Origin of the sequence: Sphingomonas sp., assembly GCF_035998645.1 — a bacterium.
Taxonomy (GTDB): domain Bacteria; phylum Pseudomonadota; class Alphaproteobacteria; order Sphingomonadales; family Sphingomonadaceae; genus Sphingomonas.
In genome coordinates this window covers 852,516-876,668 of the sequence record NZ_DASYHL010000003.1, presented here as the reverse complement: position 1 = coordinate 876,668, position 24,153 = coordinate 852,516, and the positions used below count along the sequence as shown (strand labels likewise).

29 protein-coding genes, 1 tRNA gene and 1 pseudogene are annotated in these 24,153 nt (G+C 66.1%); 14 read left to right on the top strand and 17 right to left on the bottom strand.

The window, feature by feature from the left end; genetic code table 11:
• Window positions 1-3 precede the first annotated feature (3 nt).
• The 4 genes from rsmH to VGN66_RS08090 all read right to left on the bottom strand — a co-directional run bounded on the left by rsmH (window position 4) and on the right by VGN66_RS08090 (window position 3,177).
• Window positions 4-966 carry a 16S rRNA (cytosine(1402)-N(4))-methyltransferase RsmH gene (gene rsmH, locus VGN66_RS08105; protein WP_327518328.1) on the bottom strand — a complete coding sequence of 321 codons (963 nt, stop codon included), beginning with the start codon at window positions 964-966 and terminating at the stop codon, window positions 4-6.
• Window positions 963-1,433, bottom strand: coding sequence for a division/cell wall cluster transcriptional repressor MraZ (locus VGN66_RS08100; protein WP_327518327.1), 471 nt, complete (start codon window positions 1,431-1,433; stop codon window positions 963-965). The genes rsmH and VGN66_RS08100 overlap by 4 nt, the downstream gene beginning before the upstream one ends.
• 384 nt (window positions 1,434-1,817) lie before the next feature.
• Complete coding sequence (locus VGN66_RS08095) at window positions 1,818-2,135, bottom strand: hypothetical protein (RefSeq protein WP_327518326.1); 318 nt, start codon at window positions 2,133-2,135, stop codon at window positions 1,818-1,820.
• A gap of 49 nt (window positions 2,136-2,184) precedes the next feature.
• The gene (locus VGN66_RS08090) at window positions 2,185-3,177 is read right to left on the bottom strand and encodes a cysteine synthase A (protein WP_327518325.1); all 993 of its coding nucleotides are present in this window, start codon (window positions 3,175-3,177) and stop codon (window positions 2,185-2,187) included.
• 115 nt (window positions 3,178-3,292) lie between these two features.
• On the opposite strand from VGN66_RS08090, the gene VGN66_RS08085 reads away from it, so the two are divergent.
• From VGN66_RS08085 to aat, 9 genes are all read left to right on the top strand, one after another.
• Window positions 3,293-3,805 (top strand): DNA-deoxyinosine glycosylase, encoded by a 513-nt coding sequence (locus tag VGN66_RS08085; protein ID WP_327518324.1) that lies wholly within the window; start codon window positions 3,293-3,295, stop codon window positions 3,803-3,805.
• A 267-nt stretch (window positions 3,806-4,072) separates the two neighbouring features.
• Window positions 4,073-4,357 (top strand): PqqD family protein, encoded by a 285-nt coding sequence (locus VGN66_RS08080; protein WP_327518323.1) that lies wholly within the window; start codon window positions 4,073-4,075, stop codon window positions 4,355-4,357.
• A 7-nt stretch (window positions 4,358-4,364) separates the two neighbouring features.
• A complete protein-coding gene (locus VGN66_RS08075) occupies window positions 4,365-5,285 on the top strand; it encodes a hypothetical protein (protein WP_327518322.1) in 921 nt (306 codons plus the stop codon).
• Entirely contained in the window at window positions 5,282-7,219 is a 1,938-nt protein-coding gene (locus VGN66_RS08070) for an asparagine synthetase B family protein (protein ID WP_327518321.1), read from the top strand. Before VGN66_RS08075 ends, VGN66_RS08070 begins: the two co-directional genes overlap by 4 nt.
• A 92-nt stretch (window positions 7,220-7,311) precedes the next feature.
• Entirely contained in the window at window positions 7,312-7,449 is a 138-nt protein-coding gene (locus tag VGN66_RS08065; RefSeq protein WP_327518320.1) for a hypothetical protein, read from the top strand.
• A 58-nt stretch (window positions 7,450-7,507) separates the two neighbouring features.
• Window positions 7,508-7,654, top strand: a complete 147-nt coding sequence (locus VGN66_RS08060; RefSeq protein ID WP_327518319.1) for a hypothetical protein — start codon at window positions 7,508-7,510, stop codon at window positions 7,652-7,654.
• A gap of 246 nt (window positions 7,655-7,900) precedes the next feature.
• On the top strand, window positions 7,901-8,278 hold the full coding sequence (locus tag VGN66_RS08055) for a hypothetical protein (protein WP_327518579.1): 378 nt from the start codon (window positions 7,901-7,903) through the stop codon (window positions 8,276-8,278).
• Between the two features lie 133 nt (window positions 8,279-8,411).
• Entirely contained in the window at window positions 8,412-9,149 is a 738-nt protein-coding gene (locus VGN66_RS08050) for a ParA family protein (RefSeq protein WP_327518318.1), read from the top strand.
• On the top strand, window positions 9,146-9,901 hold the full coding sequence (gene aat / locus VGN66_RS08045) for a leucyl/phenylalanyl-tRNA--protein transferase (RefSeq protein WP_327518317.1): 756 nt from the start codon (window positions 9,146-9,148) through the stop codon (window positions 9,899-9,901). The genes VGN66_RS08050 and aat overlap by 4 nt, the downstream gene beginning before the upstream one ends.
• A 35-nt stretch (window positions 9,902-9,936) precedes the next feature.
• Here aat and VGN66_RS08040 read toward each other — a convergent pair.
• The 6 genes and pseudogenes from VGN66_RS08040 to VGN66_RS08015 all read right to left on the bottom strand — a co-directional run.
• Window positions 9,937-10,170, bottom strand: a pseudogene (locus tag VGN66_RS08040) (DUF2155 domain-containing protein); the annotation flags it as partial.
• Window positions 10,171-10,361: 191 nt separating this feature from the next.
• Complete coding sequence (locus VGN66_RS08035) at window positions 10,362-10,754, bottom strand: NADH:ubiquinone oxidoreductase subunit NDUFA12 (protein WP_224923441.1); 393 nt, start codon at window positions 10,752-10,754, stop codon at window positions 10,362-10,364.
• Window positions 10,755-10,796: 42 nt separating this feature from the next.
• Entirely contained in the window at window positions 10,797-11,759 is a 963-nt protein-coding gene (locus tag VGN66_RS08030) for an alpha/beta hydrolase (RefSeq protein ID WP_327518316.1), read from the bottom strand.
• A gap of 56 nt (window positions 11,760-11,815) precedes the next feature.
• Complete coding sequence (locus tag VGN66_RS08025) at window positions 11,816-12,271, bottom strand: DUF192 domain-containing protein (RefSeq protein WP_327518315.1); 456 nt, start codon at window positions 12,269-12,271, stop codon at window positions 11,816-11,818.
• 10 nt (window positions 12,272-12,281) lie between these two features.
• The gene (locus tag VGN66_RS08020; RefSeq protein ID WP_327518314.1) at window positions 12,282-12,872 is read right to left on the bottom strand and encodes a cold-shock protein; all 591 of its coding nucleotides are present in this window, start codon (window positions 12,870-12,872) and stop codon (window positions 12,282-12,284) included.
• A 65-nt stretch (window positions 12,873-12,937) separates the two neighbouring features.
• The gene (locus VGN66_RS08015) at window positions 12,938-13,471 is read right to left on the bottom strand and encodes a regulatory protein RecX (RefSeq protein WP_327518313.1); all 534 of its coding nucleotides are present in this window, start codon (window positions 13,469-13,471) and stop codon (window positions 12,938-12,940) included.
• A gap of 135 nt (window positions 13,472-13,606) precedes the next feature.
• On the opposite strand from VGN66_RS08015, the gene VGN66_RS08010 reads away from it, so the two are divergent.
• The 5 genes from VGN66_RS08010 (at window position 13,607) to VGN66_RS07990 (ending at window position 20,132) form a co-directional block, all read left to right on the top strand.
• Complete coding sequence (locus VGN66_RS08010) at window positions 13,607-15,370, top strand: fatty acyl-AMP ligase (protein WP_327518312.1); 1,764 nt, start codon at window positions 13,607-13,609, stop codon at window positions 15,368-15,370.
• Between the two features lie 203 nt (window positions 15,371-15,573).
• On the top strand, window positions 15,574-17,892 hold the full coding sequence (locus tag VGN66_RS08005) for a putative bifunctional diguanylate cyclase/phosphodiesterase (protein ID WP_327518578.1): 2,319 nt from the start codon (window positions 15,574-15,576) through the stop codon (window positions 17,890-17,892).
• A 341-nt stretch (window positions 17,893-18,233) separates the two neighbouring features.
• The gene (locus VGN66_RS08000; RefSeq protein WP_327518311.1) at window positions 18,234-18,446 is read left to right on the top strand and encodes a hypothetical protein; all 213 of its coding nucleotides are present in this window, start codon (window positions 18,234-18,236) and stop codon (window positions 18,444-18,446) included.
• Window positions 18,427-18,657 carry a hypothetical protein gene (locus VGN66_RS07995; RefSeq protein ID WP_327518310.1) on the top strand — a complete coding sequence of 77 codons (231 nt, stop codon included), beginning with the start codon at window positions 18,427-18,429 and terminating at the stop codon, window positions 18,655-18,657. Before VGN66_RS08000 ends, VGN66_RS07995 begins: the two co-directional genes overlap by 20 nt.
• A gap of 236 nt (window positions 18,658-18,893) precedes the next feature.
• Window positions 18,894-20,132, top strand: a complete 1,239-nt coding sequence (locus VGN66_RS07990) for an AIPR family protein (RefSeq protein ID WP_327518309.1) — start codon at window positions 18,894-18,896, stop codon at window positions 20,130-20,132.
• A gap of 138 nt (window positions 20,133-20,270) precedes the next feature.
• Here the strand turns inward: VGN66_RS07990 and nusG are convergent, their stop codons facing one another.
• The 7 genes from nusG to VGN66_RS07955 form a co-directional block, all read right to left on the bottom strand.
• Window positions 20,271-20,810: a transcription termination/antitermination protein NusG gene (nusG, locus tag VGN66_RS07985; RefSeq protein WP_224923434.1), complete on the bottom strand. Its 540-nt coding sequence runs from the start codon at window positions 20,808-20,810 to the stop codon at window positions 20,271-20,273.
• A gap of 23 nt (window positions 20,811-20,833) precedes the next feature.
• The gene (secE, locus tag VGN66_RS07980) at window positions 20,834-21,031 is read right to left on the bottom strand and encodes a preprotein translocase subunit SecE (protein WP_224923433.1); all 198 of its coding nucleotides are present in this window, start codon (window positions 21,029-21,031) and stop codon (window positions 20,834-20,836) included.
• Window positions 21,032-21,358: 327 nt separating this feature from the next.
• Window positions 21,359-22,255: a carbon-nitrogen hydrolase family protein gene (locus tag VGN66_RS07975; protein WP_327518308.1), complete on the bottom strand. Its 897-nt coding sequence runs from the start codon at window positions 22,253-22,255 to the stop codon at window positions 21,359-21,361.
• On the bottom strand, window positions 22,252-22,839 hold the full coding sequence (locus tag VGN66_RS07970) for a GNAT family N-acetyltransferase (RefSeq protein ID WP_327518307.1): 588 nt from the start codon (window positions 22,837-22,839) through the stop codon (window positions 22,252-22,254). Before VGN66_RS07970 ends, VGN66_RS07975 begins: the two co-directional genes overlap by 4 nt.
• Window positions 22,836-23,249, bottom strand: coding sequence for a ketosteroid isomerase-related protein (locus VGN66_RS07965; RefSeq protein WP_327518306.1), 414 nt, complete (start codon window positions 23,247-23,249; stop codon window positions 22,836-22,838). The genes VGN66_RS07970 and VGN66_RS07965 overlap by 4 nt, the downstream gene beginning before the upstream one ends.
• Window positions 23,246-23,824: a YqaA family protein gene (locus tag VGN66_RS07960; protein ID WP_327518305.1), complete on the bottom strand. Its 579-nt coding sequence runs from the start codon at window positions 23,822-23,824 to the stop codon at window positions 23,246-23,248. Before VGN66_RS07960 ends, VGN66_RS07965 begins: the two co-directional genes overlap by 4 nt.
• A 45-nt stretch (window positions 23,825-23,869) precedes the next feature.
• Window positions 23,870-23,946, bottom strand: a tRNA-Trp gene (locus VGN66_RS07955).
• Window positions 23,947-24,153 lie beyond the last annotated feature (207 nt).

The window sequence follows — 24,153 nt, the reverse complement described above, 5'->3', positions numbered from 1 at the left end:
TCCTCAACGCCACGCCGGTGCCGCCGTGCGCCGCGCGACGCGCAACGTCGCGGACCGGGCACGCGGGTTCACCGCAATCTCATCCTCACCGGCCCGGATCGCCTTTGCGGGCGGTTCGAAGCTCGGCGCCTGTTCCGCCGCGACCATCGGGCGATGCCGTGATCCCGTCGGCTCGCTCCCGCTGCGTTCGCGCAGGAATTTTTTGACCATCCGGTCTTCCAGGCTGTGGAACGTCACCACCACCAGCCGCCCGCCGGGCTTCAACGCCCGCTCGGCCGCGACCAGCCCTTCCTCAAGCTCGTCGAGCTCGCGGTTGAGGTGAATCCGGATCGCCTGGAAGGTCCGGGTAGCCGGGTCCTTCTTCTCGTGCGGACGGTACCCAAGGGCGCGCCGCACCACATTGGCCAGATCCCCCGTGCGCGCGAGAGGCCGTGCCTTCACAATCGCTTGTGCCACACGTCGGGCCTGTTTTTCTTCCCCGTAATTCCGCAATATCGTGGTTAAATCAGACTCGCTGATTTCGTTAACGAGTTCGGCCGCGGTCATGCCCGACTGGTCCATGCGCATGTCGAGCGGACCGTCCGCCTGAAAGCTGAAACCCCGGTCGGCCTGATCGAGCTGCATCGACGACACGCCGATATCCAACGTCACGCCATCGACCGGCGACAGGTCGCGCACCGCCAGCTCCCGGTCCATCGCGGAGAACGGCGACTGGATCAGGATCAGACGATTTTCGCTCGCATTCACAAGCGCTTGACCGCCTTCGATCGCATCGGGATCGCGATCGAAGGCGGCCACCTCGGCGCCCCGCTCGAGGAACGCACGCGTGTAGCCACCGGCACCGAATGTCCCATCGACATGGCGCTCCCCGGGCACGATGGCGAGTGCGTCGAGCACCTCGGCCAGCATCACCGGAACATGTGGACGATCCTGGTTAACGGCATCGTGGGCGAAGGGCGCGGTCACAGCACCACCCCCTTCTCTTCCAGGCAATAGCGGCACGCCGCCTTGATCTGTTCGGAAATGGTCGGGTGGTCGAGCAAGGTGCGCGGGTTCCACACTTCGATCGTCGCGCCGACGCCCATGAAAAAGGCGTAGCTACCCTTGGGGATGCCCGCGAGGTGGCCGAGCATGCCCGGCAGCACGAACCGGCCCGATGGGTCGAACGCGATATTCTCGCTCGTGCCCACGCCGTCGCGCCAGATATTGGCGTCGGCCTGACCGCGCTCGCCGGCAAACTCGGTCGCGCGCGCGTCGAGCCGCTCCATCAGCGAGTCAAAGAAGGGCTCGTCATAGGCGACCAGGCATTTGTCGGTTTCGTGGGTGGACAGGATCGCGACGCGGGCGTCCTTGCTGTCGGTCGGCTGGCCGCTGTTCTTCTCCAGCGTTGCGCGCAGCCCGGCGGGGATGGCGACACGACCCTTGTCGTCCACCAGCTGTAAGCCAACCCCTCTGTAGCCGCTGCGTGCCACCCTTGCCCCTTGCCTCCCGGGCACGCCTTTCCGCCTGTCGCGGCGCGCCATCGCACGCCCCGGACCCATGATGGCCGACGATAAAGGTTACCCTGTTAACCGCTGGCCTATCGCAAGCAGTCCGGGTTTTCAATGCCTGAACTCGGGATTTCGCGGTAATTTGCCCCACTTGGCGCCTCACCTTACCGCTGTTTTCACTTCATTCGTTAAGTGAACACCTTCTGTTCCACAGGACTGGCAGGGCAAGATGGGGCGATCCGCCGCCGTTCGGGCAGGACGGGCGGACAGTGGCGACAATTCCCGGAAATTCCCGCGGCACGACACGGAGTCGCGGGCGTGGAGCGCTCATTCCCCGGTGGCGGGGGCTGGCGTGATATCAGACGCGGGAGATTCTGCGGTGCGCGGCGCGATGCCAAGCTCGGCGATCGGCTCGTCCTTGGGCTCGGCGGCGCTGTTGGTCACCATGCCCTCGGTCATGTTGGCGACCACTTCAGGCTTGGGCGCGCCCTCGGCGAGCACCGGAGCCTCGTCCCGCGCCGACGAAAAGATCGCGCTCGCCACGCCGATCAGCAGCAGGACGGTGGCAAGCCCGGTCAGTCCGACGCGGACCCGCTGCATACTGGATTGAGGATCGCTGGGCATCGACTTCATAAGCTGTGGCATAAATGTAACGCCTTAACAGCCGATTGTCGAACCCCGTTTTGTACCTTGATTACCCGCGATCAAGCCACTCGGGCACTTGCAGCCCCTTGAGTCGCAGCCACTCCGGATTGTACAGCGTTGAAAGATAACGGAATCCGGTATCGCACAGGATCGTCACGACCCGCGCGCCCGGCCCCAATTCGCGGCCCAGATGCACCGCGCCGGCGACATTGATCCCCGACGACAGCCCCAGGCACAGCCCTTCCTCGGCAAGCAGGCGGCGGACCCACTCCATCCCCTCATCGTCACCGATGCGGAACTGCGTATCGATCGGCGCGCCCTCAAGGTTCGCGGTGATCCGCCCCTGCCCGATCCCCTCGGCCACCGAAGACCCTTCGGCCTTCAACTCGCCATGCGCGTAATAGTTATACAGCGCCGCGCCATGCGGATCGCTCAGCGCAATGCGGACCTTCTCGTCCTTTTCCTTGAGGCCAAGGCCAACGCCCGCAATCGTCCCGCCGGTCCCTGCAGCACAGGTAAAGCCGTCGATCCGCCCCTCCATCTGGGTCCAGATTTCCTCCGCCGTCCCGACGATATGCGCGCGGCGATTAGCGATATTGTCGAACTGGTTCGCCCAGATCGCGTTCGGCGTCTCCTCGGCGATGCGGCGGCTGGTGTGCACGAAATGGCCGGGGTTCGAATAGGGCGCAGCCGGCACCAGCACCAGCTCCGCACCCAGCGCGCGCAGCGTGTCCATCTTCTCGCGACTCTGCGTCTCGGGCATGACGATGATCGTCTTGTAGCCCTTGGCATTGGCGACCAGCGCGAGGCCAATGCCCGTATTCCCCGCCGTCCCCTCGACGATCGTCCCGCCCGGCTGGAGCAGGCCCGTCGCCTCGGCATCCTCGACGATGAACAGCGCCGCGCGATCCTTCACGCTCGCGCCGGGATTGGCGAACTCGCACTTGCCGAAAATGTCGCACCCGGCGGCCTCGCTCGGCCCTTTCAGCCGGACGAGCGGGGTGTTGCCGATCAGCGCGATGGTATCCTGTGCAACTTTCATGGCCGGAACATAGGCACTGCCCCCGCCGCCCCGCAAGCAAGCGAAACTATGCGGGCACCGCCACACGCTTGCCTCGCCCTCCCGCTGACGCCGCTGGGATGCTAAGGGCCACGCCGTGTCGCACCCCGCCCCACCCCGCAAGGCCAGCTTCGCGCCGGTCACCGACGCCCGCACCCGCGTGCTCGTCTGCGGCAGCCTCCCCGGCGACCGCAGCCTCGCCGCGCGGCAATATTACGCGCACCCGCAGAACCAGTTCTGGCGCCTGATCGCCGCCGTCATCGCGCGCGACGACCTCCCCGCCTTGCCCTACGAAGACCGCCTCGCCGCGCTCATCGACGCCCGGATCGGCCTGTGGGACGCGGTCGCCAGTGCCACGCGACCGGGCAGCAGCGACGCCGCCATCGCCCACGCCGAACCCAACGACCTCGCCACCCTCGCCGCCACCCTGCCCGACCTGCGCGCGATCGCCTTCAACGGCGCAACCGCCCACCGCCTCGGCCTGCGCCAGCTCGGGGCAAGCGCTGCGAACTGGACGATCCTCCCCCTGCCCTCCTCCAGTCCGCTCCACACCGTCGGCCTGCGCGCCAAGCTCCCCGCCTGGCTTGCGCTGCGCCTCTTTCTCACCTGACGCCGCGCTTGCCGACGCCCTCCCGCACCCGCTGATCTTCAGCGTGTTGAGCCGCGAATGTCGGCTAAATCGACCCGCCCGAAGCAAGGAACGGCCGCAAGCTCAAAGTCGCGCGGCAAGTGCTCGATCGCCGGAAGCCCCCGTGGCCAGGCGCGATTCCGCCGGGCGGATGAAGTGGATCGCTGACGCACGCCGGTTGCATCTTGCGGCCGCCATTTCTATCGGGGCCTCGGCACACCGGTCCGTGCGGTCTTACAAGGTTAGCGTGTGAACGTGCGTATCGATCAATGGGTCGTCGTGAGCCCCGCGGTCTTCGCCGCCTCGCTCGACGAAAGTGCGGTGCTGCTCGACATTCAGTCTGGCCGCTATTTCGAATTCGATGCCATCGGGTCCGACATCTGGACCCGCATTGCGCAGCCGCGTCAGGTGGAGGCGCTGTGCGCCGATCTTGCAACGGCCTATGATGCTCCGCTCGACCGGATCCAGTCGAGCGTGCTCACCTTCCTGACGCACCTCGCCGAAAAAGGGCTGATCGAGGTACGGGAGGCATGACCGCGCCGTGGCACGGCGCCGCATGACGCTGCACCGCTACCATGTCGGCGGGTGGAGTGTCCGCTCTCCGCGCCCGCTGCCCTATCTGGCCCCCGATGTCGGTCCTGAGCGACCGGACCCGATCGACATCACCTTCGGCGCATTCGATCCGCCCGCCGCTCCGACCCGGACGGTTGGCCCGTTCACCATCCATGGCCCCGACCTGATCGACCTCCACCCGCCGGGCGGCCCACGGCTGCGCATCCGCGACGGGCGCGCGATCATCGTCGCGGACGACGACAACCTCAGCGCAGCGGAAGTCCACACTTTCCTGTTCGGCCCCGCCTTCACGATACTGGCGCATCAGCGCGGCCGCCCACCGCTCCATGCCGGCGCGGTCTCGCTCGACGGGCGCACCATCGGCATCGCCGGTAATAGTGGCGCTGGAAAATCGACCATGGTGCACGCGCTGGTCCAGCGCGGTGCGCGGCTGCTCAGCGACGATCAGCTGCTGATCGACCCCGCCACCCGCCTCGCCTACCCCGCCTATCCCTCGGCCAAACTCTGGGCGGCCAGCGCCGAACAACTCGCGGTGCCGACCGACGACGACGCGCGGGTCAAGCATGGGTTCGACAAGTTTCACATCGACCTTGGCGACACGTTTCTCGACGCCCCCCAACCGCTCGACCTGCTGCTCGTCCTCGCCCCGACCCCGGAGCTGACGGCGCCCGAAGCGCGCCGCTTCACACGCGGAGAGGCAACCGCCGTCCTCTCCCGCCTGACCCACTACGGCGAGGTGGCCAGCGCCGCCGGGCGCGGTGGTGCGATGCTGCAGCATGCCGCCGCCATCGCCGCGCAGGTGCCGGTCTATCGCGTCGCCCGCCCGCTGGATTTCGCGCAGTTCGATGCGCTGATCGACCTCGTCCTCAGCCTGGACGGCGAGGCATGACCGCGATCTGTGGCATCTGGCACCGCGACGGGCGGCCGGATGCAGCGCAGGACGTTGCGCGAATGCGCCGCGCGCTGCTGCCCTATGGCAATGACCGAGCGGGCACGTGGGATGACGGCGCAATCGCACTGGGCATCGGCCTCGCCCGGCTGTTGCCGGAGGACCGCTTCGACCGCCAGCCGCTCGCCGCGCGCGACCGCTTCCACCTCGTCGCCGATCTGCGGCTCGACAACCGCGCGGAGCTGGCCGAGGCGCTCGGCCTGACCCAGCGACTCTCCACCCTCGCCGACGCCGACCTGCTCCTCGCCGCATGGGAGCGCTGGGAGACCGATACCCCCGACCGGCTGATCGGCGACTTCGCCTTTGCGCTATGGGACGCAGAGCAGCGCCGCCTGCATCTGGTCCGCGACATCCTCGGCAACCGTCCGCTCTTCTACCATGCGACCCACGACCGGTTCGCGTTCGCGACCATGGCCAAGGGGCTCCACGCCCTCCCCGACATCCCGCTCGCGCCCGACGCCTTCACCCTGATGGACTGTATCGCGCTCGCCCCCCGCCGCGGCCCGCGCAGCTTCTTCGCCGAGATCAGCCGGGTCGAGCCGGGCCAGCGCGTCACCGTCCATGCCGATGGCCGCATCGATCTGGTGACCTGGTACGACTGGGACACCCCCCGCGACCTCGGCCTGCGCAGCGACGACGATTACGTCGAAGCGATGCGCGCGACCTTCGACACCGCAGTCGCCGCCTGCCTGCGCAGCGACGATCCCATCGGCAGCCACCTCAGCGGCGGCATGGACAGCAGCGCCGTCACCGCCTCCGCCGCGCTCCAACTCGCACAGCGCGGCCAGCGCCTCTCGGCCTACACCCATGTGCCGCTCGCTGGCGCGCGGCTCGATCATTGGGGCGACCGCACGCTCGACGAAGGCCCGCTCGCTGCGCTGCTCGCCGCGCGTCACGCCAATGTCGACCACATCCGCGTCGATGCAGCCGACCGCCAGATCGGCGATGACATGGACGCGCAGTTCCACGCCGCCGAATATCCCCCGTTCAACCTGTGCAATCAGGTGTGGATGACCGAAATCTGCCGCCAGATGCAGGACCGGCGCGAGCGCGTGATGCTCGTCGGCATCATGGGCAACGCCACGATCAGCCAGCAGGGGGTCGACCGGCTGCCCCTGCTCGCCACCACCGGCGCGTGGCCCACCCTGATCCGTGAAGGCGTCGCGCTCCACCGGCGCGGGTGGACGGCGCAGCGCGTCGCATCCTCCGCGATCGGCCCGCTGCTCCCCCCGCACCTGCTCGACGCGCTCCGCCGCCTGTTCCGCGGCAAGAGCCCCCCGCGCGACCTGCTCGCCTATGCCGCGCTCAACCCCGCGCTGGTCGAAAATCCCGACTATCGCGCGCATCTGGAGCAGCTCGGCCACGGCCTCCATTTGCCCAGCCTGCGCAGCCCGCGGGCCCTCGCCGTCAGCATCCTGCGCCACACCGACGTCATGGGCCTGACCGCCAAGGGTCAGCTCGCCCGCTTCGGCGTCGATCAGCGCGATCCGACCGGCAACCGCCGCGTGATCGACCTCACCCTCGCCATCCCGCCGCATCTGCTGCTGCGCGATGGCCAGACGCGGTGGATCTACCACCGCGCCTTCGACAACCGCATCCCGCCCGAAATCCGCAGCCAGGCGGGCAAGGGGCTGCAGGGTGCCGACTGGCCGACCCGGCTAGAACAGGCGCGCGGCACGCTCACCGCCGAGCTCGACCGCGCCAGTCCCACCGCCGACACCCTGCTCGCCATGCCGACCCTGCGCGCACTTGCCGCCGCCGATACCGGCACCGGCCGGGTCACCGACGCCCAGCGTTATGACCAGCGGATCAAGCTGTTGCGGGGTGCGTCCGTCGCCCATTTCATCCGTAAGGCGCAGCGCCGCAACGACTGAATCGCGCGGTACGCCTTCATGTCGCCGCGCCGTCGTTGACCATAATGAGTGTTCGTGTAGGGACTGAACGACGCAACGACTGGAGTTCTGTAATGTCCGAAGCCACCGTGGAAGCCGACACCCCGACCGCGCCGCTGGTTTGGGCCGATCCCGTCTGCACCGAATACGCCGTTGAGGCGCTGACTGCGACCTTCAATGGCGGTGCGGGCGATGGGAACACCGGATCGTAATATTGCTGCCGTCAGACGGCATTAGAGCCACTGAATTACACAGGACTGGAGAATCCGAATGTCTGACCATGTAGTCGCACCGCGCGAAGTCGAAACCCATGACGCCCGCACCCCCTGGACCGATCCCAGCTGCACCGAATATGCGGTCGAGGAACTGACCCAGGCCGGCGGCCCAGGTGTGACCGACAGCGGTATCCTGTCCTGACTTCTTATTGCAGTGGCGCGGAATAGCGCCACCGCCTTTGTCTTCGCAATCGCGCCGCCCGGCTCCCGGGTCGGCGCGATTTTGCGCCTGGCGACTTGGCAGGGTTCAAAATCGCACTGGGTATAAGCACGGATGCGGATGAAACATGATATTGTAACGATGCGACGCAATATGCGTTGAGTGTCTGTTATCCGTTATATCTTGACCCCCGATGCTGCGTACGCAAAGGAAAGTGCCGCTATGAACATGCGTCTCCTCCCCGCCGCCGCGGTCGCGCTGCTCGCGCTTTCCGCCTGTAACCAAGAACCAGAAGTGCTCAGCGAGCGCGCACCCGACCCGATGGAATCGCAACTCGCGAACGCCGCTCCGGTCGAACTGCCGCCGGCGATCAAGGCGACCGTCTCGATGCGCTGCCAGCCCGGCAACGCGCTCGTGTTCGTCGAGTTCTTCGACCGCGACAAGCTGGTCACCGTCGCCACCGAAAAGGGCGGCCCCAAGACCCGCCTGACCGCGCCGGAAGCTGGCCAGCCCTTCACCGCCGAAGGCGGCTGGAAGCTGACCGGCAACCCGACCGCAGCGACGGTCGAAGTTCCGGGCAAGGGCACGCTCACCTGCAAGGGCTGATCGTTCCGACCACCAATCCAACAAAAGAGCCGGTCGACACCGGCTCTTTTTTTGCCCGCAGCCGACCCGGCCCGTTGCGCTCCCCCCGCCGCTGCGTCACGCTATCCCCGGGGGCCGGAGAGGAGCAGACGGCGTGGCAACGATTGCGGTCTACAGTCTGAAGGGCGGCGTCGGCAAAACCTCGCTGGCGGTCAACCTTGCCTGGTGCGCCGCCACCCGCTCGGCCCGCCGCACCTTGCTGTGGGACCTCGATCCCCAGGCCGCATCGACCTTCCTGCTCGGCGGCGCCGGGGGCAAGGCGGTGGCCCAGTCGGTGTTCAGCAAGGATGTCGAACCGGCCAAGCTCATTCAGCCGACCGCCATCGACCGCCTCGACCTATTGGGTGCCGATGCCTCGCTCCGCGGCCTCGACCTGCTGTTCCACGAACTCGACAAGAAGAAACGGCTGGCCAAATTGCTCGCCCAGCTTGGCGGCGCTTATGATCGGGTTATCCTCGACTGCCCGCCCGGCCTCACCGAAACCAGCGAACAGGTCATGCGCGCCGCCGACCTGATCATCGTGCCGGTCATTCCCTCCCCACTCTCCGAACGCGCGCTGGACGAGGTCGAGCGGCACCTTGGCGGCAAGGCAAAGGTACCACTGATGCCGGTCCATTCGATGGTCGACCGCCGCCGCAAGCTCCACGCCGAGGCGCTGGAGCGCAATCCCGACTGGCCCGTCATCCCGATGGCCAGCCTGATCGAATCGATGGCGGTCCGCCGCGCCCCGCTCGGCGCCTTCGCCCCGCGCAGCCCCGGTGCGCGCGCCATCGACACGCTGTGGCAGGCGATCGAAAAGCGCCTCGCCAAACCGCGCAAAGAGAAGCAATGACGCGGCACACCGCCCGCGCCAGCGATCTCGACCCCGATCTGGTGCTGCGCGCCTATGCGATGGGCGTGTTCCCGATGTCGGAGCATCGCGATGACCCCAGCGTCTTCTGGGTCGAGCCACGCCAGCGCGCGATCCTCCCGCTCGACGGCTTCCACCTCGCCCGCTCGCTGCGCAAGACACTCGCCAGCGACCGCTTCCGGCTCACCGCCGACACCGCGTTCGAACGCATGATCGCGCTCTGCGCCGAAAGCGCGCCCGACCGACCCGATACCTGGATCAACCCCGCGATCGAGCGCGTGTTCGTCGCGCTCCACCGGCGCGGCTTTGCCCATTCGATCGAATGCTGGGACGGCGACCACCTCGTTGGCGGACTTTACGGCCTCGCGCTCGGCCGCGCCTTTTTCGGCGAAAGCATGGTCAGCCGCGCCCGCGACGCGTCAAAGGTCGCGATCGCCGCCCTCGTCGCGCGGTTGCGCATCGGCGGCTTCACTTTGCTCGATTGCCAGTTCATGACCGACCACCTCGCGTCACTAGGCGCGGTGGAGATCCCGCGCGACCGCTACCTGTCGTTGCTGTCGGACTCGCTCGGCGAAGGTGCCGCCGGGCTCGCTGCAGCCGCGGGGGGCGCGGCGTCGGTTTCCGCCGATTTCGGCGCGCTCGACCGCCCGGCATCCTCCGAAGCGCCGCCGCCCACCACCTCGCCCCCGGTGTCGGGGAAGGTCATCGCACAGCTCTTGACCCAGACATCATAGATCGGGTGCTGCACAAGGTTGAGCGCCGGGCGTTCCTTGTACAGCCAGCCTGAAAAGGCGCGCGTGAACTTGCCGTCGGTGCCACGAATATCGACCTGCGCAAACGCCCCGGTCAGCTGATCGGTCTCCCACGGCGCGGTCCTCTCGCACGCGCGCAGCCGGACGATCACATCCCCCACACGCATCGCCTGCCCCGGCTTCAACGTCAGCTCGCGCGCCGCACCGTTGCGCTTGTTGAGCAGGCCGAGCACCGCGACGCGCTCGCCCATCGGGGTCACGCCCGTGACCGAGGCGGTCGGCCCGGCATCGACGGTAACCACCTCCGCCCCGGCCCCCGCCGCAACCTCGGGCTGGACCTCGACCGTATCCACGGCGTCGGCCTTGTTCTCCGCCGGCTTGCCCCCGCACGCCGCAAGCGCGATCGGCGCCAACAGCAGCGCGGCAATCCCGACGCGGCGCATCAGGCGCCGGGCGTCCAGGCTTCGTAGTCGCCGGTCGCACCGACCCGATGGCCGCCCTTTTCCATCGCGCCAGGCGGGCGATAGGCGAGCGCACTACCGGTCAGATTAGGCAGCGCAGGCTGTTCCCACACCCGCACCGGCGGCAGCGCGCGGTCGGGCACATCGTCGATCTGGTGGTGCAGCCAGCTGAACCATTCGGGCGGCACGCGGCTCGAATCATTCGACCCCTTGTACATTACCCAGCGGCGCGTGCGGCCATGCATGTCGGCACCGCCCTGATAATAGAGGTTGCCGAGCGCGTCCTCGCCGACCTGCTCCTTGCCGCGCAGCCCGACCCAGGTTCCAAAGGTGGATCCGTTCCACCAGGTGAAGATGTTCGCGAAGATACCCATGACCCGCGCTTTACGCCGCCCGGCGCGGCTGGGCAACGACGATCATCGCTTGATGAACGCGGCCACCGCATCTGCCAGCCCCGGCGTCAACGGACGGCTGGCATCGGCATAGCTAGCAAGGTTCGCGGCACTTCCGTCGCCGTCCACATCCTTGAGGACGTGGTTCATCGCGGGCAGGAGCAGGTACCGGGCCGTGGGTGCCGCCATCCGCAGTGCGTCGGCATCCGCCTGCACGACCTGAAGATCGCGGCCACCCTGCACGATCAGCAAGGGGCCCATATATGCCGTCGCGAGCGCCGCCGGGTCATGCTTGAGCACATCGATCAGATACCCCTGCACGCCAATTGGGAAGATCGGCGCGATGGGCGGCGGCAGCATGTCCACCGGCACGGTCCGCCCCGCCTCGAGCGCATCCAGCAGCCCCATCAGCGCATCCATAAACGGCGCATTTGCCGGATTCGCGCGAAATTGCTCGCGCATCACCACGCCCAGCTTGCGGCCCGGCCCCGCCAGCAGCACCAGCCCGCAGATCGGTGCCTGGCGCTGCCCGGCGGTGAGCGCCACCAGGGTGCCTTCGCTATGCCCGGCAACCCAGACGCACCGCGCGCCCGTCCGGGCCTTTAGCATATTCACCCACGTCACCACGTCGTCGGCATAGCTGGCGATCGTCGCGCTATTGGGGTCGGCGACCGCAGCGCGGCTGCCGAACATACCGCGCTTGTCGATCCGCACGCTGCTGACACCGTTCGACGCAAGGCTCTCGGCGAGCTGACGAAGATATCCCGCAGTGACTCCCATCGGGCTGTTACCGTCCCGATCAGTGGGACCAGAACCCGGGATGATCAGCACAACCGGCGCGCCCTTACCGCCGTCGAGCAATGTTCCTTTGAGCGGTCCGATCGGCCCGGCGGCCTCCACTTCGATGCCCGCTGGTTCCACCTGCTGCGCCATTGCGTTGCCTGCCATCGCCACCACACCGGCCAAGATCACCAATTCGCGAATCATCGCCCAGCCCTCCGAAGCAACGATATCATCAAGTCAGATCCACGCCCCGGCAATGGCTACCAGCGCACCTTGTCCCCGGGCGATATCCCCAGCTCAGCCGCGCGCCCGCCATTGATCTCCAGCACCGCGGCCACCGGCTCGCCCGATTTCACCAGATCCTCGGAAAACGGAATCGTATTCTCGGCGATCGTCGCGATCGTGCCGTCCGCGCGGATAAAGATCAGGTCGAGCGAGCTCGGCGTGTCCTTCATCCAGAAACTCGCTTCGCGCGGGGGACCGCCTTCGGGGGGATAGGGCGCGAACAACATGCCGCCATCGGCCGGAATGCCGGTGCGGAACATCAGTCCCTGCTTCTGCTGCTCCGGAGTCCGCGCGAGATCGACCTTGAACACATGCCGATTCGCGCCGGATTCGATCGTCACGGTCGCCTGCTTGGCCTCCGCCTGCGCCGCCGCATCGCCATCTTGTCCGGCACAGCCGGGCAGCAGCAGCGCCGCGCCCAGCGCCAGCATCAGTGCGCGGTCAGGCCGGCTCCACGACGACCGCGAGCGGCCCTTTTTCACCTTCGACGATGCGCGCACGCAGCGGCTGATCGGGTTCGACGTCATAAATCTCCGCACGGCGCAGGGTTTCCATATGCACGAATATATCGGCCGAATCGGCGTCACGCACCAGAAAGCCATAGCCCTTGAGGCGGTTGAACCATTTGACGATCACCGGTTCAAACGGCCCGGCGTCCTCGATCAGCTTGATCCGGTCGATCCGGTCGCCCGCGCCGGGCCGCAGCCGCATCGGCTCAACGGCATCGGTCAGGTCGATCGACAGGATTTCCTTTGCCTGCAATCCCCGGTCGCGCTGCACCACCGAACATTCGACCCGCGCCCCCTCGGGCAGGCTGCGGCGACCATGCGACTGCAGGACAGAAAAATGGATCAGGATATCGCCGGCATCGGCATCATCGGCGACGATGAACCCGAACCCGCGGGTCACGTCGAACCATTTGACGGTGCCCCAGTGGCTCTCGTCTGCGGTCTCTGGGACGAGCACGGGAATCGAGGCCGGTTCATCCAGCTCTCCCTCCAGGCTCGACACACGCTGCAGGTCGGCTCGCATTACACTATTTCCCCCTGACCGCGGATGTTAACACAGCATTTCCAGAAGGTGCGAATCCTTTGTGATTATCGGTCGTCGAGCAGAAAATCCGGGTCATCTCCCGGATTCATCCGCGCAATCTGCCAGGCGATCCCCGGGGAGTGCCCCGCACGCACCATCGCCGCCACCTGTTTGGCCATGCGATCGCGGTCGGCGGGCTCGGCGGCAAAGGGACCGATTCGCTTGCGCCGGGCGAAATCGATCGCACTCTGCCCGACCCGTGCATCGACCTGCGGCGCGATCGCCTCGACATCATCTGCCTCCACCCCGGCATAGCGCAACGCCTCCCCCACCCGGCGCGCGCCCAGCCCCCGCCGCGCCATCGCCGCCGCCTTGCTCTCGGCATAGAGCCGGTCGTTGACATAGCCGAGTTCGGCGAAGCGTTCGGCAATCTCGGCCGGATCCGGCGGGGTCCCGTCAAAGCCACGCTCGCGGATCTTGCGGGTGAGATAGGCGGCCAGTTTCCCCCGCGTCGTGGCAAAGCGCTCGACATAACGCAGCGCCAGCCGATCCAGCGCGGGGCGGTCCAAAGGCGGGACAGGGCGGCGTTCGGTTCGCATGCGCCTTGTTTGTGCCACACTGACAACCGAATTTGAACGACAGTGCGTAGCAGAGCCGCCTGCATTTCTGGTGTGGGGCCTATCGTCGATGACGGGCGGGTGGCCTGACACGTCAGGGGGCACGGATTTTAGGATATGGCTTTGGACGTCAAGGATCAGGTCGAAACCACGGGCGTGGCGCTGGCACCCACCCCCACCGATTGCACGCTTCCCCGCCGCCTCGCGGACTTCGCGACGCTGGGCGATGCGCTGGACTATGCCGCGCAGGGCGGCCGCGGGCTGAATTTCCACGACGCACGTGGCACGCTGACCCGCGCCTATCGCTACAGCGAGATGCGTGACGACGCGCTGGCGCAGGCCCGCCGCCTGATCGCCGCGGGCGTGAAGCCGCAGGACCGGATCGCGCTGATCGCCGAAACCGGCACCGATTTCGCCTCGCTCTTCTTCGGCGTAATCTATGCCGGCGCCTGGCCGGTGCCGCTGCCGCTGCCGACCAGCTTCGGCGGCAGCCAGCATTATATCGACCAGCTCTCGGTCCAGCTCGAAAGCTGCGACCCGTCGATGCTGTTCTACCCCGCCGAACTGTCGGCGATGGCCGGTGAAGCTGCGCGCCTCAAGGGCGTCGAGGGCATCGACTGGGAGAGCTTCGCCACCCGCGAAGCACCCGAAGCGGAGCTGCCCAAGGCCGACACCAACGACATCGCCTATCTTCAGTACAGCAGCGGCTCGACCCGCTTCCCGCATGGCGTCGCGATCACCCACCATGCCCTGCTCAATAACCTGTCGGCGCACAGCCACGGGATGCTGCTGCAGGACAGCGATCGCTGCGTCTCGTGGCTGCCCTGGTATCACGACATGGGGCTGGTCGGCTGCTTCCTCTCGGTCGTCGCCAATCAGGTCTCGACCGATTATCTGAAGACCGAGGATTTCGCCCGGCGCCCACTCGCCTGGCTCGACCTCATCTCGCGCAACCGGGGCACGACCCTCTCCTATTCGCCGACCTTCGGCTACGACATCTGCGCGCGCCGCATGTCGAGCCAGACCAAGGCGTCGGAGCGCTTCGACCTGTCGCGCTGGCGCGTCGCGGGCAATGGCGCGGACATGATCCGTCCCGACGTGATGCAGAGCTTCGTCGACGCCTTCGCCGATGCCGGCTTCCAGGCCAGCGCCTTCCTGCCCAGCTACGGCCTTGCCGAAGCGACGCTCGCCGTCTCGATCATGCCTCCCGGTGAGGGCATCCTGGTCGAACTGGTCGAGGAAACCCAGCTGTCCGGCGGCGTCAATGGCGGCGACCGCCCCCAGCGCTTCCGCGCGATCGTCAACTGCGGCAAGGCGGTCAAGGACATGGAAATCCAGATCCGCGAAGAGGACGGCACCCCGCTGCCCGACCGCGCGATCGGCAAGGTGTGGTGCCGTGGCCCCAGCGTCATGGTCGGCTATTTCCGCGATCCTGAATCGACCGACGCCTGCATGAAGGACGGTTGGCTCGACACTGGCGACATGGGCTATATGTCCGACGGCTATATCTACATCGTCGGCCGGGCGAAGGACATGATCATCGTCAACGGCCGCAACCACTGGCCGCAGGACATCGAATGGGCGGTGGAACAGCTCCCCGCCTTCAAGCAGGGCGATGTCGCGGCGTTCGCGATCACCACGCCGGGCGGCGAGGAAACCCCCGCCGTGCTCGTCCAGTGCCGCACCAGCGACGACAGCGAGCGCCAGAAGCTGCGCGAGGAAATCCGTGAGCGCGTCCGCGCGGTCACCGGCATGAACTGCGTCATCGAACTGATCCCGCCGCGCACCCTGCCCCGCACCAGCTCGGGCAAGCTCAGCCGCGCCAAGGCCCGCAACCAGTATCTCAACGGCGAGATCAAGCCCTACAGCATCGCGGCATAAGGGCTGACGCCCCCACCAATCCTCCCCCGCCAGGGGGAGGATTTGAAGGGCGACTGCCCGCTGACCTCCATGAGAGCCAGCCCCACCCGCCTGATTTATTTCCCCCGCCCCCGCGATCTCTAACCGATCGCTAACCTCCTCTCGCGTAACCTCCGCGCGTGACGAGCCAGACCACCTCCCAGTTCGCGCGGCCGCGCATCGACATGCGCGCGCTGCTCGGGCTCTATGACCCGGCGGATACGACCGACTGGGGCCCCATCCGCGCGGCCCAGATGAATGCGGGCAGCCAGCTCGCCTTGTTCATGCTCGCCGCCAACGTCCTTGGCGCAACGCTGATCGTCCTCAACTTCGCCAGCCTCGTCCCGATCTGGAAACTCGCAAGCTGGGGCGCGCTCGTCGCCGCGGTCGGCGTGGCGGTCGCCTTCCGCCGCCTGGCCGTGCGCCACCGGACCGAGCGCACTGCAACCCTGCGCGACGTGCGCGACACGATGCTCGACGGCATCGCGCTCGGCGCGGTGTGGTCGATCGCCCCCCTCCTCTTCGGCGCCTCCGCCAATGCGCAGGCGGCAAATGGCATGTGGATCGTGCTGTCGATCCTGATGGTCGCCTCCTCCGTCGCGATGGCCGCGCTCCCGCTTGCCACGATCAGCTTCCTCGTCGTGCTCGGCAGCGCCAATGCAACCGCGCTCGCCCTGACCCAATCCCCCGCGCTCGGCGCGGCAGCGTTGCTCTTCACCGTGCTGCTCGTCATCGCCTGTTTCGCGCGCGGCAAGGCGCTGGTCGTCATCCGCGCGGGCGAGATCGCGCTCGCCGAACGCGACGAAACCGTCAGCCTGTTGCTGCGCGAGTTCGAGGACAAGAGCGCCGACTGGCTGTGGGAAACCGACGCCCAGCGCCGCGTCTTCCGCGCCAACCCGCGCTTCGCCGTCTCGCTCGGCCTCGATCCCAAGGCGATCAACGGCATGCCCTTCCTTCAGGTGCTCGCCGGCGCCGCCTGGGAAAGCGGCAATTTCTCGCAAGGGCTGCGCGACCTCGCCGATTCGCTCAAGAAGCGCGAACCGTTCCGCGACATCCTCCTCCCCGTCATCGTCGATGGCGAGGAACGCTGGTGGGAACTCACCGGCTCGCCCCGCCTCAATGAAGAGGGCAGCTTCGTCGGCTTCCGCGGCGTCGGTTCAGACGTCACCGAAGCGCGCGAGTCGGCGAACAAGATCAGCAAGATGGCGCGCTACGACACGCTCACCGGTCTGCCCAACCGCCTGCTCATCAACGAAGCACTCGCCACCGCGATGGGCGAGGCGGACAAATGGAACGCGCGCTGCGCCTTCATGATGATCGACCTCGACCGGTTCAAGGCGGTCAACGACACGCTCGGCCACCCGGTCGGCGACCGGCTGCTGACGCGCGTCTCCGAACGCCTCAAGCAGCTGATGACCCCGAACGAGATGATCGGGCGTCTGGGCGGCGATGAGTTCGCGGTCGTGGTCCGTGACGCCAATGATTCCGCTGCGGTCGAGCGGCTCGCGCGCACCATCATCGACGTCCTCTCCGCCCCGTACGACGTCGACAACCACACCCTCTACATCGGTGCCAGCGTCGGCCTCGCGGTCGGCCCGCGCGACGGGCGCACGGCGGAGATGCTGATCCGCTCCGCCGACCTCGCGCTCTACCGCTCCAAGGACGCCGGCGGAGGCCATTTCCACGCCTATGAACCCCAGCTCCATGTCGAGGCAGAGGAGCGTCGCGTCCTCGAAATCGCCCTGCGCGGCGCGATCGAGAACGACCAGCTCCACCTGCTCTACCAGCCGGTGGTTCAGGCCGGCACCGGCGCGCTGACGGGGTTTGAGGCGCTGCTGCGCTGGACCCACCCGGAGCTTGGCCCGATCTCCCCGGTCAAGTTCGTGCCCCTCGCCGAAGACGCCCGCCTGATCGGCGCGATCGGCGAATGGGTGCTGCGCGCCGCCTGCATCGAGGCGGCGAAATGGGACGATCCGATCCGCGTCGCGGTCAATATCAGCCCCGAACAGCTCCACAATGCCGGCTTCGCCTCGTTCGTCAGAAGCGCGCTCAAGGAAAGCGGCCTCCCCCCCAGCCGACTCGAACTTGAAGTCACCGAAAGCGTGTTCATGCGCGAAGGCACCGCCGCGGTGCAGACGCTGGAGGCAATCCTCGACATGGGCGTGCGCCTCAGCCTCGACGATTTCGGCACCGGCTATTCCTCGCTCGGCTATCTCAGCCGCACGCGCTTCAGCTCGATCAAGATCGACCGCAGCTTCGTCCAGGGCGCATCCAAGGGGCAGAAAGAGGCGATCGCGATCATCCGCGCCGTCGTCGCCCTCGCCGACAGCCTCGGCATGGCCACCACGGCGGAAGGCGTCGAGACCGAAGACGAACACCGCCTGATCCAGACGCTCGGCTGCACCAAGGTCCAGGGCTATTATTTCGGCCGCCCCCTCCCCGTCACCGAAGCCCGCACCCTCGCCACCCGCGACAGCCAGCCCGAAACCGCGCGCGTAGCGTAAGCCCCCCTTCCCCTCTCCCCTTCAGGGGAGAGGGTGGCCGAGCGAAGCAAGGCCGGGAGAGGGGCAGTAGGATAGGCAAAAGCCGCACCATCAGCCCCCTCTCCCCAACCCTCTCCCCGCAAGCGGAGAGAGGGAGAGGAAATCACCCTAATGGCCCCCCCACATCAAGCGCCGCCGCGGCGAAAGCCGCGAAGCGCACAGCGACCGTCTGCTCGCGATGGAATGCCTAGGCGCGTGAAGCTCGGTCGGCTTCTCTCCGGGCAAGCCGCGCAAAATGACATTGCCGCATCCGAAGGAGGCGTCCACACCGACGGAGATCAGGGTTTTCTGGGGGAAGAATGATGTCGTTCGAATATGTCGCCTATTACGTAGCCATGGTCACGTATCTCGTCCTGTTCGGATCGATCGCGCTGACCCTGCATCGAATGCAGCGCGTGCTCAGCCGGATCGCGGACAAGTTGGAAGCGCCATCCGCGATCGCTGGCGCGCCGCCAAAACCCGCTTCCGGCGCCGCTCTCGGGGACTTCATCGATGGTGGCGAGCAGGCCGGATAAGCGCCGCCGCGGCGAAAGCCGCGAAGCCCACAGCTACCGCCTGTCCGCCATGTACAAGGCCCGCCTGCAACGCGCCCGCGACGCCTTCGACATCGCCGAAGCCGAACGCCGCTCCGCGACGGCGGCGACGAGCGAAAGCCCGCATGAGGAGCCCTTCCCAACGCTACCGGCGCTCGATCAGGTCAAGGGGTGGCGGAAGGGGAAGGGGTGATCGGTTGGCGCTCGCTAGTTGCCGTGTAGGCGGGTGGGCGGGTGGGCGAGTGGGCGAGTGGGCGAGTGGGCGAGTGGGCGTGACGCCCTATGCTGCCGGCTTGCGGAAAATCAACGCGAGTAGGTCAAGATGAGCCATAGTTGACAATCCCAAAATGTTAGCTCAACCTTACCAGGCCCAGCGGATTCGTCTGCGGGTTTATTGGTCGCCTAGCGACACACTGGAAGGAACGTAAAATGGGCTCGACTACCCACCGGATTCGCGTGGCTGATGTGCGCCGCGTTAAGCATCCTGTTTTTCCTGAAATCGAAAAGCACTACATGACCGTACGGGCGCTGGATGTGCCCGTTGGCATTCGCAAAGACGCGAATGCGCGCGACGGCGAAGGCCAAGATCTTCGCAAGCAGGTGTACAAGGAGGTCCAGAAGAGCCTCCTTGCCGAGAACACCATGCCGGGCATCTTTGACCTGAAGAACAAGGGTATCGTCATCCTTGCCGAGAGCGTTCGCAAGATTGCCGATGACCTGTACGAGCTTCAGATCGAGGACGGTCAGGGCATCGTTGATGGCGGCCACACCTATGAGATTATCTGCAAGGCGCAGGCTGAGTCCGACATTCCAGAGGATCAGTATGTCGAAGTTCAGGTCCGTACCGGCGTGGCAAAGGAACTAATCACCGAAATTTCAGCAGGACTCAATACTGGTATAGCCGTTAAGCATCACTCCATCGCCAATCTGGATGGAAAATTCGATTGGATGAAGGATGAAATCGCCGGTCAGCCGTACGCCGATTTGATTGCTTGGCGAGAATCGGACGATGGCGATTATGATGTTCGTGATTTGATTTGCGTTCTGGAAGCGATGAACGTGGTAGACTACCCAAATGATAGCGGTACCCACCCTGTTTCAGCATACGAAGCGCGCGAACGGGTCATGAGAAAGTTTTCGGACGACCACGATCTGCACGAAAACGACCTCGATAAGTCGACGTTTGGAAAGCTACGCCCAATTTTGCGTGATGCACTCGTTCTGTACGACCGGATTCGTCATGATTTCCGCAACGTTTACAACGACGCCGATCTAGGTAATGCAGGCGCCCTCGATATCGTCGAACACGCGAAAGGTAAGAACAAGTTCACCTTCCCTTTCTGCGGGCTACCCGCGTCAGATTGGCGGCTGACAAAGGGTGCGCTTTACCCGCTCTTTGCGGCCTTTCGTAATAAGGTGATGATCGATCCGGAAACGGGCATGGCGAAGTGGGACGGCGACTTTTCGTCCGTGTTGACGCTTTGGGAAGAAATCCAAGTTGAGCTAGCGACCCAAACGAAGGCAGCCATCAAGGATTACGGCCGGAAACCGGACGTCTTGGGCAAATCTCGAGGCCATTGGAACAACGTTCACAAGACTGTGGAGAACCGCCTCTTGCGGGACTTCAAGCGCTCAGTATCGGAAAATCCGACCCGTCAGATGGCGTAGTCCGACTATCGGTACCCGCTTCTCTGCTAAAGGGGGTGGGTACCGGCAAGTTCAGGCTGCATTTCTGCCACTTTGTCGGAACAAAAAAGCCGGGGCTCTCACCCCGGCTTTCCCGTAACCCACACCCGGTTCGAAGTCTTACTTCGACCGCTCCACCTGATCGAAGTCCAGCTCGACCGGCGTCGCACGCCCAAAGATCGAAACGCTGACCTTGACCTTCGACTTGTCGAAATCCAGTTCCTCGACCACGCCGTTGAAGCTCGCGAACGGGCCGTCCAGCACCTTGACCGAATCGCCGATTTCGTAATCGACCTTGATCTGCTGCTTGGGCGCGGCGGCGGCTTCTTCCTTGGTGTTCAGGATGCGCGCGGCTTCGGCTTCGCTGATCGGCTGCGGCTTGCCGCTGCTGCCCAGGAAACCCGTCACCTTCGGCGTGTTCTTGACCAGGTGATAGACGTCGTCGTTCATCGCCAGCTTGGCAAGGACGTAGCCGGGGAAGAACTTCCGCTCCGACTGCACCTTCTTGCCGCGGCGCACTTCGGTCACCGTCTCGACCGGCACTTCGACCGATTCGACCAGCGCATCGAGGCCAAGCCGCGTCGCATCGGCCAGGATCTGGTCCCGAACCTTGTTCTCAAAGCCCGAATAGGCGTGAATGATGTACCAGCGCGCCGCCATGGATTTTCCCGTTATCTGGCCGCTCAGCCCGCAAGGCCGAGAAGGAAGTTCACGATCGCGCCGAACAGACGGTCGACGCCAAAGAAGAAGAGGCCGAGCAGCGTCGCCATGATCAGCACCATGACCGCGGTCATGATCGTTTCCTTGCGGGTCGGCCACACGACCTTCTTGGTCTCGGCCTGCACCTGGCGCATGAATTCCAGCGGATTCGTCTTCGCCACTTTTGCCTCACGAATAAAATGCCCGGCTTCGGGACAGGTTTCTCCGCCCGGCTCCTCACTCAAGGAACCCGGCGAACCCCATCACGCTGTCGGATTGGGGACGCTATCTAGCGACTTGGGTAGAGGGGGGCAAGGGGCTTGGGGGAGGTACCTAATTCCTCCCCTGAGCTTGCTCAGGGGAGGGGGACCGCCGCCGCAGGCGGTGGTGGAGGGGCGGCCGCGCAGACGGCCGTGGCCAGCTCGGCAAAATTCCGCCCTCTGGCGAGGGCGGCCCCTCCGTCGCCTGCGGCGCCACCCCCCCTGCAAGCAGGGGAGGAATTGCCCCCCTCACCGCAAATCCACAACCTCAACCACCGGCAGCGTCACCGTCGCCCCCTGCTCATCCCAATGCCGATAGTTGAACACCGACCCCTCACGCCGCACCCGCGCGACCTTGTCCGGGTCAATCTCCCCGAACACCCATCCCGGCGCATCCATCGCCCCGATCGCCACCACGCCATCGGCGGGAAAGCCCAGGTCGGGCGGGCCATAAATCCCCGCCGCGCCATGGCTGGTGCCGAGCGATGGGGTCCATTCGGCATCTCCCACCACCGAAGCCTGCACGACATAGCATTGGTTCTCCAGCGCCCGGGCCTGCGCCCCCACCCGCACGCGATGATAGCCATGCAGCGTGTCGGTCGCCGACGGCGCAAGGATCAGGGTCGCCCCCGCCTCTGCCTGCGCGCGGACCAGCAACGGGAATTCGACATCGTAACAGATCGCAATCCCGATCCGCCCGAGATCGGTGTCGAACACATGCAGCGGCGATCCCGCGCCGATATTCCAGATCTCGCGCTCGAACCGCGTCATCACGATCTTGCGCTGCGTGCCCATCTTCCCGCTCGGCGCAAACAGCCGGGCATGGTTGCGGAACACCCCGTCGTCCTCGCGCACCGGCAGGCTGCCCGCGCAGAGATGGATGCCGTACCGCACCGCCAGCTCGGCGTGCAGCGCATCGACCCGCTCAACCAGCGCCCCCATCGCCGCGATCGACCCGTGCAGATCCTCGACACTCGCCGCATCCTGCGCGGTCAGCTCCATCCCGGCATATTCGGGGAACACCGCAAGTTTCGCCCCGCCGTCCGCCGCCTCCGCCACCCAGCGCGCGATCTTCACGGCATAATCATCCCACGCGATCAGCTGCTCGACCGGATAAGCGGCGGTGGCGAGGGTGAAGGCGGTCATAGCGCGCGGCTCCAGAATTGCAGCGGATGGGGCGTCTCACCCGCCGCGCCAATGTCCGCCCAGTGCATCGTGCAGACAAGCCCCGGCACCTCGCGATAGCCGCGCGCGGTCCAGAACGCGGCATGGCTGCGTGCGCCCTCAGGCCGCATCGGATGATCGTCGGGCCGAATCACCGAACAGAAGGTGGCAACACGCGCCCCCGCGCGCCGCGCGCCAGCCTCGCGCTGGTCGAAAAACGCATGGCCGATCCCCTGCCCGCGCCATTGCGGCAACAGCACCGATTCGCCGAAGTAAAAGGTTGTGGGAACGTCGAACCCATGCGCCGCGACCGGCTCCAGCACTGCAGCGCCCTGCGCCGCCAGCGGTGAGGCCGTCGCCATGCCGATAATGTCATCGCCATCGAACGCCGCGACCAGCACCGCGTCGGGCGCGGCGGCAAAGCTGGCGAGATACCCGCTCTCATACCCGGCATCGCCGTCATAGAGGTACGGCCACTCGCGAAACACCGCGATCCGCAACCGCGCCAGATCGGCGATGCGATCCTGCACCTCGCCGGGATCGAGCGTGCGGACGCTGATGCTCATCCCCCGACCTGAGCGATCCAGTCGGCGAGGTTGTAATGGACCGACACGCGGGCGATTGCGCCGTCGCGAATCTCGAAAAACGCTCCGGCAGGCAGGACATAGGTCTGCCCGCTCGCCGGCGGCAGCCCCGCGTCGGTCGAGAGGTATTCGCCGTGCACGACAAACTCCGCCGCCGCGCGCGTCCCGTCCGGCGCCGTCATCACCACGATATCGGCCAGCCGCTCGCGGTAGCACCGGTCCATATGGGCCAGGAAATCGCGGAACGCCGCCTTCCCGCTCTGCCGCCCGCCCTGATTGATGTCGTGCGCGACATCCTCGGTCAGGCAGGCAAGCATGGCGTCATTGTCGCCCGCGTTGAACGCCGCGTAATAGCGCTCGATCAGCGCTGCGGTGGCGTCGCGCCCGCTCAAATCAGGGTAATCACGCCAAAGCCGCCGATCAGCAGCACCATCGCCAGCCAGCCGAGCAGCGTCAGCCGCTCCTCGATAAACGCCTGCACCGGCGCGCCCCAGCGATGGACGAGGAAGGCGAGCAGGTAGAAGCGGAAGCCCCTCCCGATGATCGCCAAAATCACGAACAGCGGGAAATTATAGCTGAAAAAGCCATTGGCGATGGTGATCAGCTTGAACGGCAGCGGCGTGATCCCCGCGGTCAGCGTGACCACCGCACCCCATTCGTCATACAGCGCGCGGACGCTCTCGACCTTGCCGCCCAGATGATACAGGTCGATCACCCACTGGCCGATCGTATCGAACAGGAAATAGCCGATCGCATAACCGGCAATGCCGCCCAGCACCGATGCGACGGTACAGATCGTCGCGATCCAATAGGCGCGCTGGCGCTGTGCCAGCATCATCGGGATCAGCATCACGTCGGGCGGAATCGGAAAGAAGCTCGATTCGGCAAACGACACCGCGGCCAGATAACGGTCGGAGTGACGATGGGCGGCCAGCCTCAGCGTCCAGTCATAGAGCGCGCGGAACATGCGGGGCGATACCTCTGCAAGGGAACCGGGGCGCGCCCGGGAAAGTGGCAGGGGAGCTCGGATTCGAACCGAGGGCCTTCGGTTTTGGAGACCGACGCTCTAACCAGCTGAGCTACACCCCTGTGCGGTGCCGCGCTTTAACGACGGTTCCGCAGCGCCGCAAGAGGCTCATTCACGCTTCATCGCTTGCCTTTGCGCCCCTGTGCGGTTAAGGGCGCGCGCTTCCACCGGATACCGTTGGAACTGCGGGAGCACCGGATCGCAAGTCCGGGGCGCTTGGACCGCTAAACTTGAACCGGACGCGGGCTTGTCCCCGTCCAGCGACAGAG

Bases quoted from the DNA above. Each gene is read 5' to 3' on its own strand.
- VGN66_RS08095 (WP_327518326.1), bottom strand. From the start codon at position 2,135: ATGCCACAGCTTATGAAGTCGATGCCCAGCGATCCTCAATCCAGTATG.
- VGN66_RS08090 (WP_327518325.1), bottom strand. From the start codon at position 3,177: ATGAAAGTTGCACAGGATACCATCGCGCTGATCGGCAACACCCCGCTC.
- VGN66_RS08070 (WP_327518321.1), top strand. From the start codon at position 5,282: ATGACCGCGATCTGTGGCATCTGGCACCGCGACGGGCGGCCGGATGCA.
- VGN66_RS08065 (WP_327518320.1), top strand. From the start codon at position 7,312: ATGTCCGAAGCCACCGTGGAAGCCGACACCCCGACCGCGCCGCTGGTT.
- VGN66_RS08060 (WP_327518319.1), top strand. From the start codon at position 7,508: ATGTCTGACCATGTAGTCGCACCGCGCGAAGTCGAAACCCATGACGCC.
- VGN66_RS08055 (WP_327518579.1), top strand. From the start codon at position 7,901: ATGCGTCTCCTCCCCGCCGCCGCGGTCGCGCTGCTCGCGCTTTCCGCC.
- aat (WP_327518317.1), top strand. From the start codon at position 9,146: ATGACGCGGCACACCGCCCGCGCCAGCGATCTCGACCCCGATCTGGTG.
- VGN66_RS08035 (WP_224923441.1), bottom strand. From the start codon at position 10,754: ATGGGTATCTTCGCGAACATCTTCACCTGGTGGAACGGATCCACCTTT.
- VGN66_RS08030 (WP_327518316.1), bottom strand. From the start codon at position 11,759: ATGATTCGCGAATTGGTGATCTTGGCCGGTGTGGTGGCGATGGCAGGC.
- VGN66_RS08025 (WP_327518315.1), bottom strand. From the start codon at position 12,271: ATGCTGGCGCTGGGCGCGGCGCTGCTGCTGCCCGGCTGTGCCGGACAA.
- VGN66_RS08020 (WP_327518314.1), bottom strand. From the start codon at position 12,872: ATGCGAGCCGACCTGCAGCGTGTGTCGAGCCTGGAGGGAGAGCTGGAT.
- VGN66_RS08015 (WP_327518313.1), bottom strand. From the start codon at position 13,471: ATGCGAACCGAACGCCGCCCTGTCCCGCCTTTGGACCGCCCCGCGCTG.
- VGN66_RS08010 (WP_327518312.1), top strand. From the start codon at position 13,607: ATGGCTTTGGACGTCAAGGATCAGGTCGAAACCACGGGCGTGGCGCTG.
- VGN66_RS08005 (WP_327518578.1), top strand. From the start codon at position 15,574: ATGCGCGCGCTGCTCGGGCTCTATGACCCGGCGGATACGACCGACTGG.
- VGN66_RS08000 (WP_327518311.1), top strand. From the start codon at position 18,234: ATGTCGTTCGAATATGTCGCCTATTACGTAGCCATGGTCACGTATCTC.
- VGN66_RS07990 (WP_327518309.1), top strand. From the start codon at position 18,894: ATGGGCTCGACTACCCACCGGATTCGCGTGGCTGATGTGCGCCGCGTT.
- nusG (WP_224923434.1), bottom strand. From the start codon at position 20,810: ATGGCGGCGCGCTGGTACATCATTCACGCCTATTCGGGCTTTGAGAAC.
- VGN66_RS07975 (WP_327518308.1), bottom strand. From the start codon at position 22,255: ATGACCGCCTTCACCCTCGCCACCGCCGCTTATCCGGTCGAGCAGCTG.
- VGN66_RS07970 (WP_327518307.1), bottom strand. From the start codon at position 22,839: ATGAGCATCAGCGTCCGCACGCTCGATCCCGGCGAGGTGCAGGATCGC.
- VGN66_RS07960 (WP_327518305.1), bottom strand. From the start codon at position 23,824: ATGTTCCGCGCGCTCTATGACTGGACGCTGAGGCTGGCCGCCCATCGT.